The organism is Bacillus sp. AFS098217 (assembly GCF_002551815.1).
Taxonomy (GTDB): domain Bacteria; phylum Bacillota; class Bacilli; order Bacillales; family Bacillaceae_G; genus Bacillus_A.
The window spans coordinates 1-16,844 of the sequence record NZ_NVPR01000019.1 but is presented as its reverse complement, the minus strand read 5'-3'; the positions used below and the strand labels follow the sequence as shown (position 1 = coordinate 16,844).

The 16,844-nt window shown below is 34.3% G+C and carries 19 protein-coding genes; all 19 read right to left on the bottom strand.

Annotated elements, in window-relative coordinates; genetic code table 11:
* Positions 1–111: 111 nt before the first annotated feature.
* Positions 112–603, bottom strand: a complete 492-nt coding sequence (locus tag COO03_RS04630; RefSeq protein WP_097895496.1) for a hypothetical protein — start codon at positions 601–603, stop codon at positions 112–114.
* 55 nt (positions 604–658) lie between these two features.
* Positions 659–1,042, bottom strand: coding sequence for a hypothetical protein (locus tag COO03_RS04625; protein ID WP_097895494.1), 384 nt, complete (start codon positions 1,040–1,042; stop codon positions 659–661).
* A gap of 21 nt (positions 1,043–1,063) precedes the next feature.
* Complete coding sequence (locus COO03_RS04620) at positions 1,064–1,912, bottom strand: ThiF family adenylyltransferase (protein WP_097895492.1); 849 nt, start codon at positions 1,910–1,912, stop codon at positions 1,064–1,066.
* An 18-nt stretch (positions 1,913–1,930) separates the two neighbouring features.
* Positions 1,931–2,341, bottom strand: a complete 411-nt coding sequence (locus COO03_RS04615; RefSeq protein ID WP_097895490.1) for a hypothetical protein — start codon at positions 2,339–2,341, stop codon at positions 1,931–1,933.
* 38 nt (positions 2,342–2,379) lie between these two features.
* The gene (locus COO03_RS04610; RefSeq protein ID WP_097895488.1) at positions 2,380–3,336 is read right to left on the bottom strand and encodes a hypothetical protein; all 957 of its coding nucleotides are present in this window, start codon (positions 3,334–3,336) and stop codon (positions 2,380–2,382) included.
* Positions 3,337–3,388: 52 nt separating this feature from the next.
* A complete protein-coding gene (locus COO03_RS04605) occupies positions 3,389–4,033 on the bottom strand; it encodes a hypothetical protein (RefSeq protein ID WP_097895487.1) in 645 nt (214 codons plus the stop codon).
* Positions 4,011–4,838: a hypothetical protein gene (locus tag COO03_RS04600; protein ID WP_097895485.1), complete on the bottom strand. Its 828-nt coding sequence runs from the start codon at positions 4,836–4,838 to the stop codon at positions 4,011–4,013. The genes COO03_RS04605 and COO03_RS04600 overlap by 23 nt, the downstream gene beginning before the upstream one ends.
* Positions 4,835–5,413: a hypothetical protein gene (locus COO03_RS04595; protein ID WP_097895483.1), complete on the bottom strand. Its 579-nt coding sequence runs from the start codon at positions 5,411–5,413 to the stop codon at positions 4,835–4,837. The genes COO03_RS04600 and COO03_RS04595 overlap by 4 nt, the downstream gene beginning before the upstream one ends.
* Positions 5,397–5,726, bottom strand: a complete 330-nt coding sequence (locus COO03_RS04590) for a hypothetical protein (protein WP_097895481.1) — start codon at positions 5,724–5,726, stop codon at positions 5,397–5,399. The genes COO03_RS04595 and COO03_RS04590 overlap by 17 nt, the downstream gene beginning before the upstream one ends.
* A 13-nt stretch (positions 5,727–5,739) precedes the next feature.
* The gene (dnaN, locus tag COO03_RS04585) at positions 5,740–6,852 is read right to left on the bottom strand and encodes a DNA polymerase III subunit beta (protein ID WP_097895479.1); all 1,113 of its coding nucleotides are present in this window, start codon (positions 6,850–6,852) and stop codon (positions 5,740–5,742) included.
* A gap of 82 nt (positions 6,853–6,934) precedes the next feature.
* Complete coding sequence (locus COO03_RS04580) at positions 6,935–7,789, bottom strand: Rad52/Rad22 family DNA repair protein (protein WP_097895478.1); 855 nt, start codon at positions 7,787–7,789, stop codon at positions 6,935–6,937.
* A gap of 324 nt (positions 7,790–8,113) precedes the next feature.
* Positions 8,114–8,398, bottom strand: a complete 285-nt coding sequence (locus COO03_RS04575) for a hypothetical protein (RefSeq protein ID WP_097895476.1) — start codon at positions 8,396–8,398, stop codon at positions 8,114–8,116.
* 133 nt (positions 8,399–8,531) lie between these two features.
* Positions 8,532–9,197, bottom strand: a complete 666-nt coding sequence (locus COO03_RS04570) for a hypothetical protein (RefSeq protein ID WP_097895474.1) — start codon at positions 9,195–9,197, stop codon at positions 8,532–8,534.
* A 467-nt stretch (positions 9,198–9,664) separates the two neighbouring features.
* Positions 9,665–9,949, bottom strand: a complete 285-nt coding sequence (locus COO03_RS04565; protein ID WP_097895472.1) for a hypothetical protein — start codon at positions 9,947–9,949, stop codon at positions 9,665–9,667.
* A 243-nt stretch (positions 9,950–10,192) separates the two neighbouring features.
* Complete coding sequence (locus COO03_RS04560) at positions 10,193–11,119, bottom strand: hypothetical protein (RefSeq protein WP_097895470.1); 927 nt, start codon at positions 11,117–11,119, stop codon at positions 10,193–10,195.
* Positions 11,120–11,128: 9 nt separating this feature from the next.
* Positions 11,129–12,106 (bottom strand): RNA-binding protein, encoded by a 978-nt coding sequence (locus COO03_RS04555; RefSeq protein WP_097895468.1) that lies wholly within the window; start codon positions 12,104–12,106, stop codon positions 11,129–11,131.
* A gap of 862 nt (positions 12,107–12,968) precedes the next feature.
* Positions 12,969–13,370 carry a hypothetical protein gene (locus COO03_RS04550; protein ID WP_257132023.1) on the bottom strand — a complete coding sequence of 134 codons (402 nt, stop codon included), beginning with the start codon at positions 13,368–13,370 and terminating at the stop codon, positions 12,969–12,971.
* 134 nt (positions 13,371–13,504) lie between these two features.
* On the bottom strand, positions 13,505–14,899 hold the full coding sequence (locus tag COO03_RS04545) for a hypothetical protein (RefSeq protein ID WP_097895466.1): 1,395 nt from the start codon (positions 14,897–14,899) through the stop codon (positions 13,505–13,507).
* Positions 14,900–15,068: 169 nt separating this feature from the next.
* Positions 15,069–16,844: DNA translocase FtsK (locus COO03_RS04540; RefSeq protein WP_179863000.1), on the bottom strand; the 1,776-nt coding region annotated here is incomplete at its 5' end.

The window sequence follows — 16,844 nt, the reverse complement described above, 5'->3', positions numbered from 1 at the left end:
GATTTTTTTATATATTATACATTTTAATATATGCTCCTTGCTATTATATATTTGCACAAAAAAGAGAGATATACTCTGTGAAATATAGAGTATATCTCTCTTTTCTTCTTATTAACCTACTAATTTTTCTAATGCAGATATTGATACCATTCGGATATGCAGAAATCTCTGTAGAGCATTCCAAAATGCCGAATCATTATCTAATTTCACGCGTAATACATGTTCCCACGCCTTTATTCCTTCTTCATTGTATCCTTCATTATCCTCTTCAAAACAACTTGAATGGACACTGAAAGATAGTGATTCATGTTCTTCTACCTCACATGTATGTATAGGTGGAACCCAATCAACAGGTGAGTAAAAGCACATTAGATTCAATAGACAGTCATTTGCTTTATTATTGTCTCCAATACAATGTAATTCACCAGTTTTATCGTCAAGTACTATTTTCTCTTCAGGAAGTATCTCTCGGACAAGAGAAGGTATGTAAACAGATAAGTGACTATAAATTCTCTTAAACAGTTTCACTGCTTCTTGTTGTGAAGGAGCCTTCACAAAGCTTGTCTTATTTTCAATGGTATTTTCAAAAACAAAAATCCCCATATTATATCCCCCTACTATATGTTCTCTACCAATTTATAAAAATTTGTAGATTAATCTATTTGTCTCTTCGAAAGTATTCGGTATATGCATATCCTTGATTTTTGACTGTTTGTAACATTTGATAACAGTCAAAAATTTGTTTAAAGTCGTTAAAAAAGCCAGTGTCAGAGATACTATGGAAAGTAGTGAAATCTTTTCTGCACCAATAAATCACGTCATTCTCGTCTTTTGCTAGAAATGAAGTATCATCTAAACGATTTAGTTCATGCTCAATACAAGACAGTAAAACAGGGAGTCTTTTAGTATCAATTTTAGAACATTTTACTATTGATACAACTGTATATTGATGATACTTGAAATATTCTAGTATTCCCTCGCACATACGAGTTGGCGTTAAGGTGCGCACTAGCTGATTACTGTTCAATCGATATACTCTCATCACATATTTTCTCCTTAATTTCTATTCACTAATTGGCGCAGCCTTCATAAATGCTTTTTGGGCATGAAAGAGTATATAGTGATTAGATACTGTCCCCTCGTCGAATAATTCATTTATAAATTGTGCAACTGCCATTGCGGCAAATTTATTTGTGATGACACGTTGTGGTTCTGAAGCAGCAAGATCAGAGCAACTCAATTTACTAGGAGCAATATCCTTTTGTTCAAACGCATGAGGGAGAGCATCACCTAATGGTGGTAAGACTACCTGGCCATGACGCTTAATCCCGCATATAGCTTGTCCATTATACCCACTATTCTTATATTCATTGAGTTGTTCTGGTGTCCAGCGTTTCTTATCTACCTCTCTCCAATTAGGAGGTACTGTCACAGACGTATTTCCTACATCAATATAGAGAAGATTTTCACATTGATGGAAATAGTGATGGAATAACTCTCTAGAAAACATGTTATCAACAGCCCCAATAAGAATGGGTAAGTACAAGTACTTGTCATCCTGTTGCTTCTTTAGCAATTCATACTTGTTACTGTATAACTGCTCTAGTGTTTCAATATCCTCTATATATTGTGATGTATAGGAAGATATAGGTACCTTATAACCAGCACGATAACGACGTGCAAGTACTTCTGCTTTGTGTTTTCCTACATCCTGTTGAATGAATAACTGGTTCCCTAAATTTTTTGATTCTACCACGTCCGCATCTGCAATGACAATCTCACCATTTAATTTGAAAATGCTCATCATTTGTGCGATGTGTTGTAGAATTAAACCGCCGTTTCCTCCAGCGCCTATAAGTACAATATGTGGCACAATCTTAGTTCCTTCTGCAATATCAATAACATAACTCATGTATATAATCCCCCTGGTTTATTTAGAATGTAATTTCTCTAATTCTCTTAAAGTTGTAATAGATAAGTTTGTAACCCTGTGTACTAAATATAGGTCGAATGAGTGCATAATGAGCTTTGTAGCAGCACTTATGACTCCTTCTTCTTTTGCGACGAACACGACATAGTGCAGCAGGTTCGCTTGCTCTATGAGTGCATTCACATGATTTTGTTGTACAGTAGAGTTTTTTGGTTTACCCATTTGTTCCTCTTGTAAGATTTGATAGATTTTAGTGATTTCTAAATCACACATAAATCTAAAACCATCGTAGTCATAGTGCTCATCCTGTAATGGTGTTGTTGATGTAAAAGAACAAACCACACGTTTTTTTATATTAGTAATCATTGATAGATTGAATAAGTTTGTAGTCATAATAAAAGCAGGAGACAAATATGTATGCCTCCTTTACGCCCCCTTTATGTATTGTTTTAGAATTTAATCCCGCTTAAATCGTAATTTTGGCTGATTCCCTTTAGGTTATATTCTCCTGCGAAGATAAGGGAAGCATCAATGCGATAGTGGTTACCAGCTACGCATGTACGTACATAGAATTCGGGAAAAACGTCTTCAATTCTACCGATAATTCCATATAGAATAAAAGCTCTTTCGCTCCGATCATCTAAATCGCTAGGTTTGGCTGAAAAGCGATGATGACTGTGAATTTCCATTACCTTCATAGCAGTTAATTGCATATCCACATTGACTTCTGGAATCACTACATCCCATGATATCTTTTGTTTAGGAAAATTCATAAAATACCCTTTCTCTTTACTAAAATAGATATCCGAATGCACCTCACACTTATATTTGCGAGAGATTCCTTGTGCAATGGTAATAAAGTCCATTAACAGTACTCTTGGAATTTTCCCTCCAGGTAGCAAATGGTATTCCCAAGCAGCAAAAGAAAAAGGACAATCAATTATAGATTGTCCCTCTGTCGTACTTGCTCCTTTTGGTCCTACAGTTAGAATTGGAATGAGTGCGTTTGTATCCTCATCATGTTTAATAACCGTTAAATCTTTAACAAATGAAGGATAGCGCTGCTCCAATTTCTTGCGGATATCTTCCCCTACGATTTTTCTTACCTCGGTGGAATCGTCCTTTTGTTCAGCAATTCCTTGGGTAATTTCTTCCTCTGTAAACCAATCCGTTAACGGTATATCACCAAATACTGGATGTCTTACTACCGTCTCTGCATTTATTTTGTCTAGACAATCTGTTGCCTTCTTCGTAGTAGCCTTATTACTATTTTTATCCTTAGCTTTAGCCTTTTCTTTTTTCTCTATCTTTTTATCAGTTGCCTGTTGCGTTGCAGTTTTCTTTACGGGAGCTGTAGTCTCCTCAATTTCCTTGTCCATATCGAATAAATCAAATAAATTTGTCATAACTATAAATCCTCCTAGTTTTTTTCGTTTTTAATAATAGTTCCTCTATAAATCAAAAAGTAATGTTTGAAGGTATTAACATTGCATCATCAAATACATTGCCCTCAAAACGTTTAAATATCTCACCTACCGGCATTGTTTGAGAGTTTGATAGATCATGGTTAAATGAACTAGCAAAGAATAAAACATGAAAGGTTTCTAGGTCCTTTAACATTCTTATTTCAGGAATAGAAACTAAACCGGTACAGACTGATCCATTTGCTTGCACATTGGAGTAAGGAAATTTATAAAGAGTCATTCCTTCCTCTAATTCCATTTTTTCTGGTACTGCATACACAGAAATATTGGTAACACGCGTCTGATAAACCGTATAACGGAAAAGGAGACGTGGGAACCCAACTTGATTAAATGTACGCTCGAAAAATTTTATATCCCACTGCATTTTTGGTACTTCTATCCATACAGATTGCTTATCACCGGTCTTTGATAATATTTCATGTTTTACACAGCCTTTTGGCAATACTCCACTTGAAAGGTGTGTATCATCGGTATTATCTTGCTCCATCACTTCTTTTAAAGCTAAGTAAAAATCTTTAAATGTGACAGCTGCTTCACCACATGATAGACCATTGTTTAATTTTTCTATCGTAACAATACCTGCTGGATCTAAAGCATCAAATGTTGCTATTGTCTTCATTGGTTGTTTCCCCCTGGTTATGCATTAATTCGAGAATATCGAGTATCATTTCTAATCGATATACAGCAAATAGGTATTCTTCTCCGTAATAAATATAAAGTATCTTTTCAGCCTCATTATATTTATGTTCTACAGGATAATCATTCAATGCTTTAGATACACGAATACTCTCCTCTAGTGTTATTCCTTTAATCATCTCTCCAATAGGTTCATCAAAATTTTGTGTGATTTCTTTTATTTCCTCTATTGGAATATCGAATATTGCAGAAAACATAAGTAAATCATTTATATCCTCATTATCAACTTCTGTAACTTCTAATCCCATTTCTGCAAGAGCAGTATTTGCTAAATCCTTGAACCCCTCTTCACAATCTAGCTCATACACATTTACGCGTTCTAAATAGCAAGTATGAAAAATTGTGACATCAATACCCAAGTCATGCATACGTTTGAAATGATGCAGAAAGTGAGTTTGACAAGGGTAAAAATTTGCAAGATTGACTTTATAGATGTTCATAGATAGCAATAAAATGGCAATAATATCGCTGTTATCAATATCTTCCCAATTCCAACCTTCATCTACATCAAAATACCCCATACATTCTTGAATATGATTAATAGATCGAGATGATATCTTACTGAAATCTATTACTTTATTATGTTGGAAGGCATTTAAGATATACATTTCCTCTTCAAGTCTCAGTTTAGTTCGCTCTATATTAATGAGAGCATGCATTTTATTTAATTTGAGCATTAATATATAATCCCCAACAGTAAAATTCGTTCTCATAAATAACTTTCTCATTCCATACTCCCCTTTACCTTTGCTGAGATTACTGCAGCAAGGCGTACTACAATTTCATAATAAGCAAGTACCCACTCTTCGAATGAATATTGCTCGTATCCATCTTCCAGAAATTCAATCAGTATATGATTCGGATGTTTTTCACTATAGTATGTGTTGAATCGATAAGTACTTGTAGCATTATCAAAATCCGACTGTGTTAAATACTTAGATTCCAGGCATAAGTAGTAACCATTTGTGTCAAAATAACACCCTTCTGCAGCTCTAGTGAAAATGTCAGAAGCTAAATCTGTATATACGTCTTCATCATGAAAAGATATCGTCTGAGAGTCATATAATTTACCGCTCATGAGTTCTTCATCAGTTCCAAAGGCAAAGTGTCCATATATACCAGTCTGCTCGTTAAAATGAGCAAGAGACTGATATAATAGGTCACTTATTATGTACCATTTGTTTCTGTGGAAATCTCTTATTTGTAACGGAAAAGGTATATTGTGTTCTTTCAGCATTTTTTGAATGCGAAGAATTCGTATATACAATTGCATTTCGGACCCATTATCAAATAAAAATTTCATCCTCTATTCCCTGCTTTTCGATTTTTTCTAATTGCTCGGAAAAGAGATGTAGATGCAAGAACTCTTTCAGTAAACAATCTGTGCCACTTACACGAAATGTACCATCACGATTAAACATGACTCTATGGCGGATTTGTTCAAACTGTTGTTCAAATGCATCGATATGCTCTAAAGCAATTGCATCTAAATTTGGTATTTCATTTGCCATAAATCCATTAATGATTAATTCAAATGACTTTCTAAGGTCATGTTCATTATTAGAGATTTCATTTGACTTTAGTAAGTCAAAGAAGTCGTTATGATTTATGCTCATTGTTTTGTCCCCTTTATACACGTATTGGTAAAATCAGTTGTGTATTTGTACTGCTTTTATCATCTGCGTCTACAATAACGATAGGTCTTTCGTTATTAATAATCTTCATGATAATATTTTCACCTTGTATCGTTTGTATCGCCTGTAACAGATAGTCAACATTGCACGCAAGAGTGAAAGGTTCCACTTGATTGCATGGGATCTCAACACTTGCTGTTCCTACTTGGGAATTTTGAGGTTTGAAATTTATAAACTCTCCCTCCTCAGATGAAATCTTTACTGATGAAGAAAAAGCAGATAGTTGCTCTAATGTGTTCTTTAGTTCTACACGATCCATTTGTACATCACTTTTAAAAGTATTTGGTATCAATTTTGATGTATCTGGATATGTTCCTGCTAATAATCGGGATTGGTAGATAATACTTTTTCCCCTCATTTGTAGCTGCGTGTCACTAATCAATTTCATTTCTAACTTAGGTTCTCTGTTAAATAGTTTTAATGCAGTTTTAAGGGATTTGCTTGGTAATACAACTTCTCCATCTTTAGCAACTGCAATCTGAGTACAATCAAAATGCAATCGAGCTAAACGATGTGAATCAGTAGCAATGCAAGAAAATTCATCATCAACAGATTGTAAGCTCACGCCAGTTAGAATTTTACGTACGTCTGAAAGCGCAATAGCATGTAAAGTCTTATTAGCTATATCTACAAATTGGTCTTGATTTATTGTTACCCAATCTTCTCCTGCTTCAATTTTGATTTCTGGATACTCATTGTGATCCATGGTGCATAAGCTAAACTGCTTTTTCATATTTTCAACGATTTTTAATTCATTGTTGGAATGTTCTAAACCGATGAATTCACTTTTGAATTTCTTAATGATTTTCAAAACAGGAGCAGCTGCAAAAAGCACCTTTCCTGGCTCTGAACAATCTCCAGTTTCGACACTAAAACGAGTAACTAGTGTTACAGTTTCAGTGCCATCTGATCCCATTAGTGCCATACCAGCGCTATTACAATCTAGTAATACACCCTGTAGTGCAGGAATAGAGTTTTTTATATCTACAGTTGCACTTGCTTTCTCTAATTTCTCAATAAATAAAGTACGATTAATAGTAAATTTCATTGTATTTTCCCTCCAAAAAGTAATAAAAAAAGAACAGTTCTCAATTCCTGTTCAGTGTTTTCCTCTCGTATGTAACAAAGCATCAAGCGCTTTGTTCTTGCTTTAATTTTTTAATCAATTCATGAATGACATCTGTATAGTCATGAAGTAGCCACTCTTTGAAAGAAGTAATATCCCCTTTTATATACGTAGATAACCAACGGTTAAGTTGTTTCTCATTCGCATTGCTAATATTCTTTGCCTCATGAAGCAACTGTAAACTATTTATAATCCCTTTTAAACCACCAGTGGTTGTATCCTCAAACTTTCTTGCTTGTGCATTTTGATTGTAATTATATGCAATCAAAATATCTCTAGATTGGATACCTACAGGCATTGCTAGGTTTTGAATCTCCTGAATCATTGATTGTAGATTCGGTTTAGCGTCTGATGTATGATTCCCACTTTGTAATTGCTGCTTATCAGATTTTAATTTTAAATGTGAAGGAGCAGTAAAATAATATCCTTGTGATTGATATTTGGTATAGACATCATCTGGTGTTCTTTTGTTAGTAGTTAGTTCTACAATTTCGTTTTCTACGTTATATAGATATCTACCAATACCAAATAAAACTGCTGCTCGTTTAAAACTACTTGAAAATCCGCCTTTTACTGCATTAAAATCCGTCTCTTCGCTTCCGTCCTCTTTATAAATCCATTTCCCATCGATAAGTACAGATAATCGACATTTTACAGCCTTTTCACTCCAACGTTCGTAGGAAACTTGCCAAGCATCAATGCCGAACACTTCATCTAAACGATCTTGGATTGTACGTGAGGATACAAAAGGAGCAATAAACCCTCTCTTCGTATCTCTATAATCAAATACATTTACCACTCTCCAGCTTATATCCTCTATTGCAAAAGGTTCCCGCAATCTCTCCATAATATTATCCATATATATTCCCTCCTTAAATACAATTAATTTAGCCCATGGTGCAGCTATACAAATATGCTCGACTTTTAGACAACACAAAAAGGGCTTCTTCAAGTCGATTAAAAATGCGTATAGCAAAATAAGCTATATACATTAAATCGGCTCAAAGAAGCCCTTTCTCATTGAAACAAAATAAAAACATGTTTCTACTACTCAACCACTACACAAAGGTGTGGGAATAAACGGAATCAATTAAACAATAAATATAATTGTATATTACACTAAGGCGGTTTTCACTGCAAGTAAAAAAGAGCGTGAACCATAATTAGTTCTACGCTCTTTTCATTAATTTACATAATACTCAAAGTACAATTTTTCGGGTTTTCCATACATCTTGATTTCATCTTGATACACCAACGCTTGCGCCTCAGGCATCTCTACACTCTCCATGTACGATTTAGAAGCAGCTGCTTCTATTTGTTCTTTAATTTCTTCTGGAATAACAGCGTAAGACAATGTATTCATCTTACTTCCTAATTTCACAGATGTTTCTGCCGCATAATAAATCTCTGTAATTAATACTGTATCGTCTTCTGGATCATACATGTATCCTCGATTAACTGTTATCATATTATTAATCTCCTCTCATTAACAACTGTCAAATTGCTTGTGCAGTTAGCATCGCAACAAGAACTCCATTCTATATAAATTCCCTATGTTTTATATTTATACTATCCATTCTCTCTACTGTACTATATAACTATTATAAATTTGCCTTAAAACCTGCAAGTTCAAAAATTCTTAACAATACCAATAAACGGTATAGTCCTGGAACATGTTTTTCCCCCATATACATATACAGTTCACTTGTAGTTTCACTATAAGCGAATTGAATACCTAAATGGTTAGGGAAATCACTCAGGATTTTTTGATTTTTTAATCTAAAATTCCCAATGATCTCAACAATGGGATAACACACATTTTCGAATGAGTATTTTATTTCTGAATTAGACAAGGCAATAAGATTGGTAGCTTCACATAGGTCATATGAAGTTTCCTTGTTTTCGTCATACCCAGGGATTACTTTAGTGTTAGTAAATCCCAGGTGATGAATCAAGGTGTTCCCCCACTCTTGGAATACCAATTCAAGCGTGCAATCACAAGAATAGTGTTTCACCATGTCTGCTTGATAGGAATGGTTACAATCTATTTCACAATCATGATTTACAATTGTAGAGAGCAGCTCTTTGTAGTCATCATACTGCAATTCAAGATTGGCCATCTTTGCCCAAATATAATGCTCTGTATCTATAGCTATACGATAGGTATCAAATTGTTTCATTGCATGTTTTTTTCGATTAAATATCGCTAAAATCTCTTCTAATGATAATAATGGCTTTTCTAACGTAATCGCGTGTGTGTAATTCAAATTAAAAATCCCCTTTCAAAATAGAAAAAAGCACATTAAAAGTGTGCTTTTTCATTCACAATATTTTTTTAGCCTAGATAGTCTAAATACAAGTATTTCCTAACTTGAAGACAACAAAAAAAGGCTTCTTCAAGTCGATTAAAAATGTGTACAGCAAAATAAGCTATATACATTAAATCGGCTCAAAGAAGCCCTTTCNNCTTTCTCATTGAAACAAAATGAAGATATGTTTCTACTACTCAACCACTACACAAAAGGTGTGGGAATAAACGGAATCAATTAAACAATAAATATATCTGTATATTACACGAATTTATTATTTGAGGCAAATAAATCAACAAATCTGATTAAAAATAGAGCGGGAGAAGAGATATAAAAACTTAAACAATGTTACAAACTGAATATTTTTAATATTGAGATATTTGGTTAAAAATCAGTTTTTCTTTTTTCTCCCGCTCTATATTTACTTATATGTTTTGTAGTTCAAAATAAAGATTCTTTGGTTTCCCAAGTTCCTTTAAATCACGAAGTATTTGGAATGAAAGTTCATCTTCTACTTCTATTTGTTCAATGTAAGATTTTGAATCACTCTCTTCAACTCTTTCCAAAATCATTTTTGGGAAAGTTGAAGCAGCAAACGTATTCATTTTGCTTCCAAGTTTCTTCTCTGTTTCTGAATCATAGTACAGCTCATTCACAATCACTTCATTAATTTCTGGATCGTACATATATCCTCTTTGTATACGTAGCAATGTCTATACTCCTTTCTTTTCAATGTTATTATCTTCTCTTCTCTCTGTAATCCTAATATTCGTATATGTATGAACGATATGCAAATATAGTCATTTCCTATTATTCCGTAAAATAATCACTTTGTATATATATTTATACATCTTTACTTATAGTTTACCAAATATTATATTTTATGGAAAACAAACACATGTTTAGGGTATAAAATAAGCCACCCTCTATATAAGCGATAGCTTGAGGATGGCTTATTCCGTTATGAAAAGTTTTGTATTCACCTGCTTTACTTCACCTTCTAGAAGCGGCTGATAAAAGGCATGTTGTAACCCTTGTGTATGTAGCGTTTCTCCAATGCATAGGAGCACTGTTCCAGGAAGTAGGTCAAGTAGTAATTCCTTATTAATTTGTTTGGCTTGTTGAATGGTAGAAACGAAAATGATCATGACAGTAGGATTTATATCAAAATCACGAATAATTATATTTTTTCCAGATTCGACATGATCTTTCCACTTCGTTACATATTCTTTTAATCGTTCTTTTTTATCTGTCATAAGGGTGGAGTACACAACAAAGTTAATTTCCCTCTGTTCACCAGATTTAACTTGAAAGCACATAGGAGGGGTAGCGACCCCTCTATTGACTACTGGATGCATAATATGTGAAAGAAAAGCTGGGCTATATCGTAAATGACAAAGCAGTTCAATGTCCTGCCAGTATCGTAGGTGTATATATTTTCCATGATTATCTAGACGTTCTGGTGAGAAGAAAAACTTACTCCCCTGCCAGTATTTTAAAAGCTTAAATCCATTATCAGATAATGTATATGCTTCCTCTTGTATTTCAAAATCTAATAGCTCTACTTGCCATTTTTCAATTAAGCGGTAGTAAAGTAGGACTTGTAGAGAATCATTCAACTTTTTACGTGTGAATTTGTCTTTCAACAAATACAATATTTGATTGAATCGAACAGATGTATGTGTGCCGATAAAAGAAAGTATAAAGTATTGTTCTTCTTCTAACTGCTGCTTAATAGTAACTAATTCTTGATATGACCGAAATACATACATCTTATCTAACGTATGTATTCGATAAACCTGTAGTTCTTTCACATCCTCAGCAGATAAATGAGGGATGGACGGAACATATAAAGCGTTTTGCTGCTCTATCGTATTCATAACCATCAACTAAAAGTGGAAAATCGTTGAGTTTGACTTTTTACTTTGTCCTTGAGGGTAATTTAATATTCGTACGGTACCTCTTCTTTTTATAGGATCAATATTAAGCAGCTCACATGTAACGATTGTTTGTTCTTCAGCGTCTTGTGGTGTAGGATTAGCTAGGTTTCTCCCTTTTAGCCCCTTAAACTGGATACCAGGTGCTACCTCAACGAAAATACCAGCAATTGCATCTACCCCTACAATTTTTCCAACAAAGCGGTCTTGACGTTTCTTTATCTCTAATAATTTATCCATTGGATCCGTTTCGAGAATTTTTTTATTGCCTCTAAATTCATAACGCCCCTCTTTCTCAATTGCCTTGTCAACTACAAGCTCTACTACTTCTCCAATTTCGATATCTTCTGGACGTACAAAAGAATGGGACCATTGTGGGTAACGTACTGCTACGGAAACACCATGTACTTCAACTAAAACTGTTTGTGAAGCAGCGATGTGTCCAGACACTGTTCCTGTGTATACCTTATTACCCTCCTGGGCTGTTACTTCATCATATAATCTCTTTTGAAGAGCAAGTTCTCCAGCTGTGATGGAAACAACAGCAATGTTTCCCTCTTCTGTCTGCTGGAAATGTTCAATGATAAGTGGTTTGGTTCTGCCGACTAGCCACTGTGGGTTCTTTGGAATATGTATACCTGCTTCTGTAATTGGGCAATACGCAATGGTATGAGTACCAATTTTCATTGTTAATACCAAGATGCGTTCAGATTTACCACTTTTACTTGGAAATAGTTTTTCAGATACTACAGTAATTAATCCTTTCCCTACAATACGTTCACGCTTCATACGAGCTAATTCTTCTAATTCATGTTCGCGGACTCTCTCATATTGTTCATATTGTGCGCCTATTTGTGTTGTTGCCGCTTCACTTCCAAATACCATGTCTAATTCCCCTGTTACATGTGTTGTTACTTTTTCTTCTGTCATCCTAATGTCCTCCTAAAACGCAAAAAAGGACACACCTGTACCGTTGGAATGGTACGTAAGGTGTGTCCTTCACGTAATTTTTTAGTTAATTTATATAATTGTTAATTTAAATATAATAGTTTTGCAACTTGAATGCAAGGGGAATTTTATAATGTGTGTATACAAAAGATTCTTTAATTGTCTAATATCCTCAACATAGTAATAAATTGTATTAATTTAACGATTTTGTCTTAATTCAATCTGCATATTCGTCTTTTACACGCTCGCATAAATGAGAAACCACCATTGGATCGCTTACTGCAGCTACTAACAATTCCTCGTAGTCTCGACAATCTTCTAATAAAGGCAGCAAATGGTCTCTGCAATCCGCTAACTGTATTAAGTAATCCTTATTTTGTTCATTCAAACGTTCAATTTTTTTCCGCTACTCCTTAATAACTCTAATAAGAGGCGCCATGTGTTGCTTGATTTCAATTAACCTGCGATTACATGGCTCGTGACTTACTGCATCCTTGTATATATCTTTAGCTATTCTGTTTGTTAATAGCTTTAAATTATCTTTCTTCATCTTTTTACACCTTCTCAAATAAGGGTTTTGTTTAGTTTTATAAAGCACGCATTGCTCGTATCAATTGGTAGTTTTGTATGGTAATACCTTTAAATCTATTTTTCTTATTCAGAAATTCTACGGCTTCTTCTAACAGCCTTTTATTAATCTTTCTAGTGAATATATAAGTAGTTTCAGCTCAACATGACGGCTTTCATTCCTACTTTCAATCAATCAGTTGTTGTTATCAAATTGATAACCCTCCTATTTCGTGTTTACACACTTATAAGGAAACGTGTCGCGCAAATAACTATTTTAATAAGAACTGGTTGAAACAATCACCGTAGTTTCTACACTCACTGGCATTAACTTTCGGTAATATTTTTCCCCATCAATCTCAATTGTTGTTTTTGTAGACCCTTCATGCAATGAACTTAATCGTTTAAAATCACTTTCAGAAATTAGTTTCCATACATATATGTCATCCATTGAATTTTCAATATTCCTAGTGTCATACCGCTCCCATTCCCAAAACTTTTTAGATAACCATTCATCTAAATCAGAATGACTTGTGAACACATATGCTTCATCTCCACAATCATCTTCTCTGAAGACAAAGTAATACGTTGTTAAATAATCTTTGTGTTTACTTTCGACTAATTCTTTAAATGCTCTCCAATTGCTTTTAAGTCCGCCTAAATCTAATATTTCCACCACTGGTTCTTCCTCCATGTGTAATTCTTTCTCCCTCTATCCTAGCATTTTCGACCTATCACGCAGATGTTCAAAGTATTTTATCTTAGGTTCCGGGCAGTCTCCCTATTGGAAGACATGTCTTGAAAGGTAGTTTATTAATTTTCAATATCACCAAAAATTTTATCAAGTTCTGGATAACTTATATTCGAAGTTTTTTTTTGAGAAGCAATCTCTTTTAATACACTTGAACCTCCCGAAAATATTTTTCTTTGCTGCTCTCTAAGGTATTTCCGACGCTCCGCATTATTGTCTTTTGAAAGAGCAGTTGTAAAAGTGTTAGGTTCCTGGTTTACCAAATTTTCCTCAGTTTCAATTAGTTCGGATAATATAGTAGCGTCGGAATCTGTTATACCACCTAAGACCATAACATTCCTAAAAAGAAATAGGTCTGCTTGTAATTTATCTAATGCGCTAATTGTATTCGTTAAAAAAGTATTTATGTACTGCTGTACCCTAGATCTACGCAAGAGTGTGCTGATATGCGAAGAATAATAATGTTCGATACCATCAATAAGTATGTGATGGTAAAGGCCTTTCTCGTCAGCATACTTTTTTGAGATATTTCCGAAATGATATAATATGATTCTTCCTAAAAGGTTAGATAACTCCCCTAACTCATCATATGCCGTATTTACTAATAAAACTCCACCATGATTTATATGTTTACTAAAATCAAAATCTGTTTTACAGAATATAGTCTTTTGTAAGAATTTATTAGAAGATAGGTCCATTAATGCACTTCTTAATTCTTGTATTATTGCTTCATTGCGTTCAAAGTGCTTAGGTTGTCCTATGTAATTACCTTCTGTATATACTACTACTTGGTTGTTAGAATCTAACTTAAAATAAATTTCTCTATCAAGCCATTCGTCAGTTTCTATCATGATGTCATAAAGAAATTGCTCCTCTATTGAAATTTCGTCTTGGTGTTGGAATAACTTTTTATAGTCATCTATTTGTGTCTTTAACTTCTTATGAAGATTACATACAAGTTCTATATCTTCGTATAAAGCTATTAAATCAAAAATTGTTATTTCTCCGTGAAGATTACAAGCTTTCAACAAACAGAAGTATTTTCTTATATGGTCCAATTGTTTTCTTTGAATAAGGGGAGCAGCTACCATAAATTCTTCAATACACATCTCTAACAAAGGATATGCACAACGTATTGGTGCGTTTAAAATGTTGATACCTTGTGTATTAGGGTTGGTAGGGTCTATGTAGTAGATAAAATCGTTTAAAATCTTTTGCTCTTGAGACCATTGATATATTTTTGAACTAAGTTTATCACTTGGTTCTATCAAGGTAAGCCCATTTAAATTTGTAAAGTTGTTTTCACTTTTTCTAAAAATTTGAATAGCAGCTAAATCTTGTTTCATTATTTGAAAAAGCAAATCTGCTCCAGCATCGGGTTCATTAGGGGCTATAAGTATATTATTAAGTGTGCTTTCTCTAAGTGACATATGATCCTTTGATTGAAACCTTTTCATTGGATTTTTCCTCCTAAAACGTAAAAAGGACACACCTGTACCGTTGGAATGGTACGTAAGGTGTGTCCTTCACGTAATTTTTTAGTTAATTTATATAGTTGTTAATCTAAATATAATAGTGTCCTCACTTAAATGCAAGCAACTCATTGAACTATATATTGCAGATAGTCTACATATTATCAAATATGTTATTTAAATGTGGATCACTAGCATTTGATGTATTCTTTTTAGTTGCTGGTTCTTTTAATACACTTGGTTCCTCCACATACATCTTTCTTTGTTGCTCCCTAATGTATTTACGGCGTTCTTCAATAGTCATCCTACTAAAGCTTTGTTCTTCTTTACCCTCATCCGTTTGTTGCAATGTGCTTTCTTGTGCTATGTTTTCTTGAATTGTATGGCTTATTGATTCGTATATTCTTGCTACCTCTGGTTCTAATATGTTTTCCATTTTGCTGGTGTTACTTTCTTTACTATCGGATGTAGGCTGCTCTTGTGACTCTTTCTCTTTTACTTCAGTTACCATTATAGGCTCTTCTTTTATCTCAATCGTAGCACCTAATGGCATTTGTTCAATTGGAGGGGCCCATTCATGTTGTGCTAGAGTATATGCTAAGTCCTTATTTAATTCTGTTATATCTACATCAACTTCTAAGTCATTCGGTAAACGTTCCACTTGCATGTCATGATCCCTCATATCTTGTCCTATTATACCGTTACGCTCTAAAGCATCGATTAAACGTGTAGCACGTGTGTCGGTAATATTGAACTTATCCTTTAGCGCGGACGCAGAAGCATCTTGAGTTTCTTTTACATATGTCACTGCATCATCATATAAGATATCTTTAAAACTACTTTCTTCAAGCTCGACCGCTTTGTCCTCGTTTAGAATGGTTCGTTCTTTGGGTTTAATCGCTTTCGGTATCTCTTCCTCATGAATGCCAATCAAGTTCTCACTGACATCCTCGGGTAAAATATTATTTCTTTCCTCTCTAGAAATTAAGACTTTACGAGGGGAACCTCCAACGTATGGACTGACTACTAGATTTTGTTCCAACTTTTCTACTAAGCGGGCAGCTTGAACATATCCAATTCTATATTTTCTCTGTAGTAATGATGGTGAAACTTGCTGCTTATCAATTACAAATGCCTTAGCATCATGATAAAGCTCTTCTGCAATTCCATCTTTTTCGAGAGATTCACCCTGCTCAGATTCAAAACTTAGAATCGATTTTCCAACATTACTTTCTATATCTTCTACCACTTTATTGTCTTTAAATGCTTCTAGGGAAACAATCTGTTGTTCGTCTTTTTCTATAGGAGTTTCACTTTCATTACCTCCGTCTTCTACTGGTGATAAAGATTCTATTTGTTTCATATTGTGAGCGTCCACATGTTTCATTGGATTTGCTTTTTGAACAGCCTCATTGATTAAACGCGTACGCTCCATCTCCCAATATTGGCCTGTTTTTTCACCCACTCGAATAATGGCTTTTGAAAATTCTTCTTTTGGGACAAAGTTACTTGTAATTTGTTGAACCGGTTGGACATGATTATCTTGCACAATACGAGCAGCACAGATGAATGCTCCTTGTGCCATAATATCCCCTGGTGACATCACTACCTCTTTAGATTTCTGATAGGTTGATCCTAAGCGACTAACAGGATTGTCTTGCATAGGAGAAATACCTTGTTCAGACTCAGATTCTTTAAACTCTTCTTTTTCCCCAAACATATCAGAGAAAATCTTTGCATCATATGGGGTAACATCACCAAATATCATCTTATTACGGAATGAGCCTAATAACGTGTACATATATTGTTCTGTAAAATCAAGGGCCAACTGAGATAATGTTTGGCTGGCGATGGTAAGTATGAGTTTATATTTACGAGACTGAGCAGGGAATTCTTTAAATGGGCGGACGAATGTGTAGCATCCTAGCCC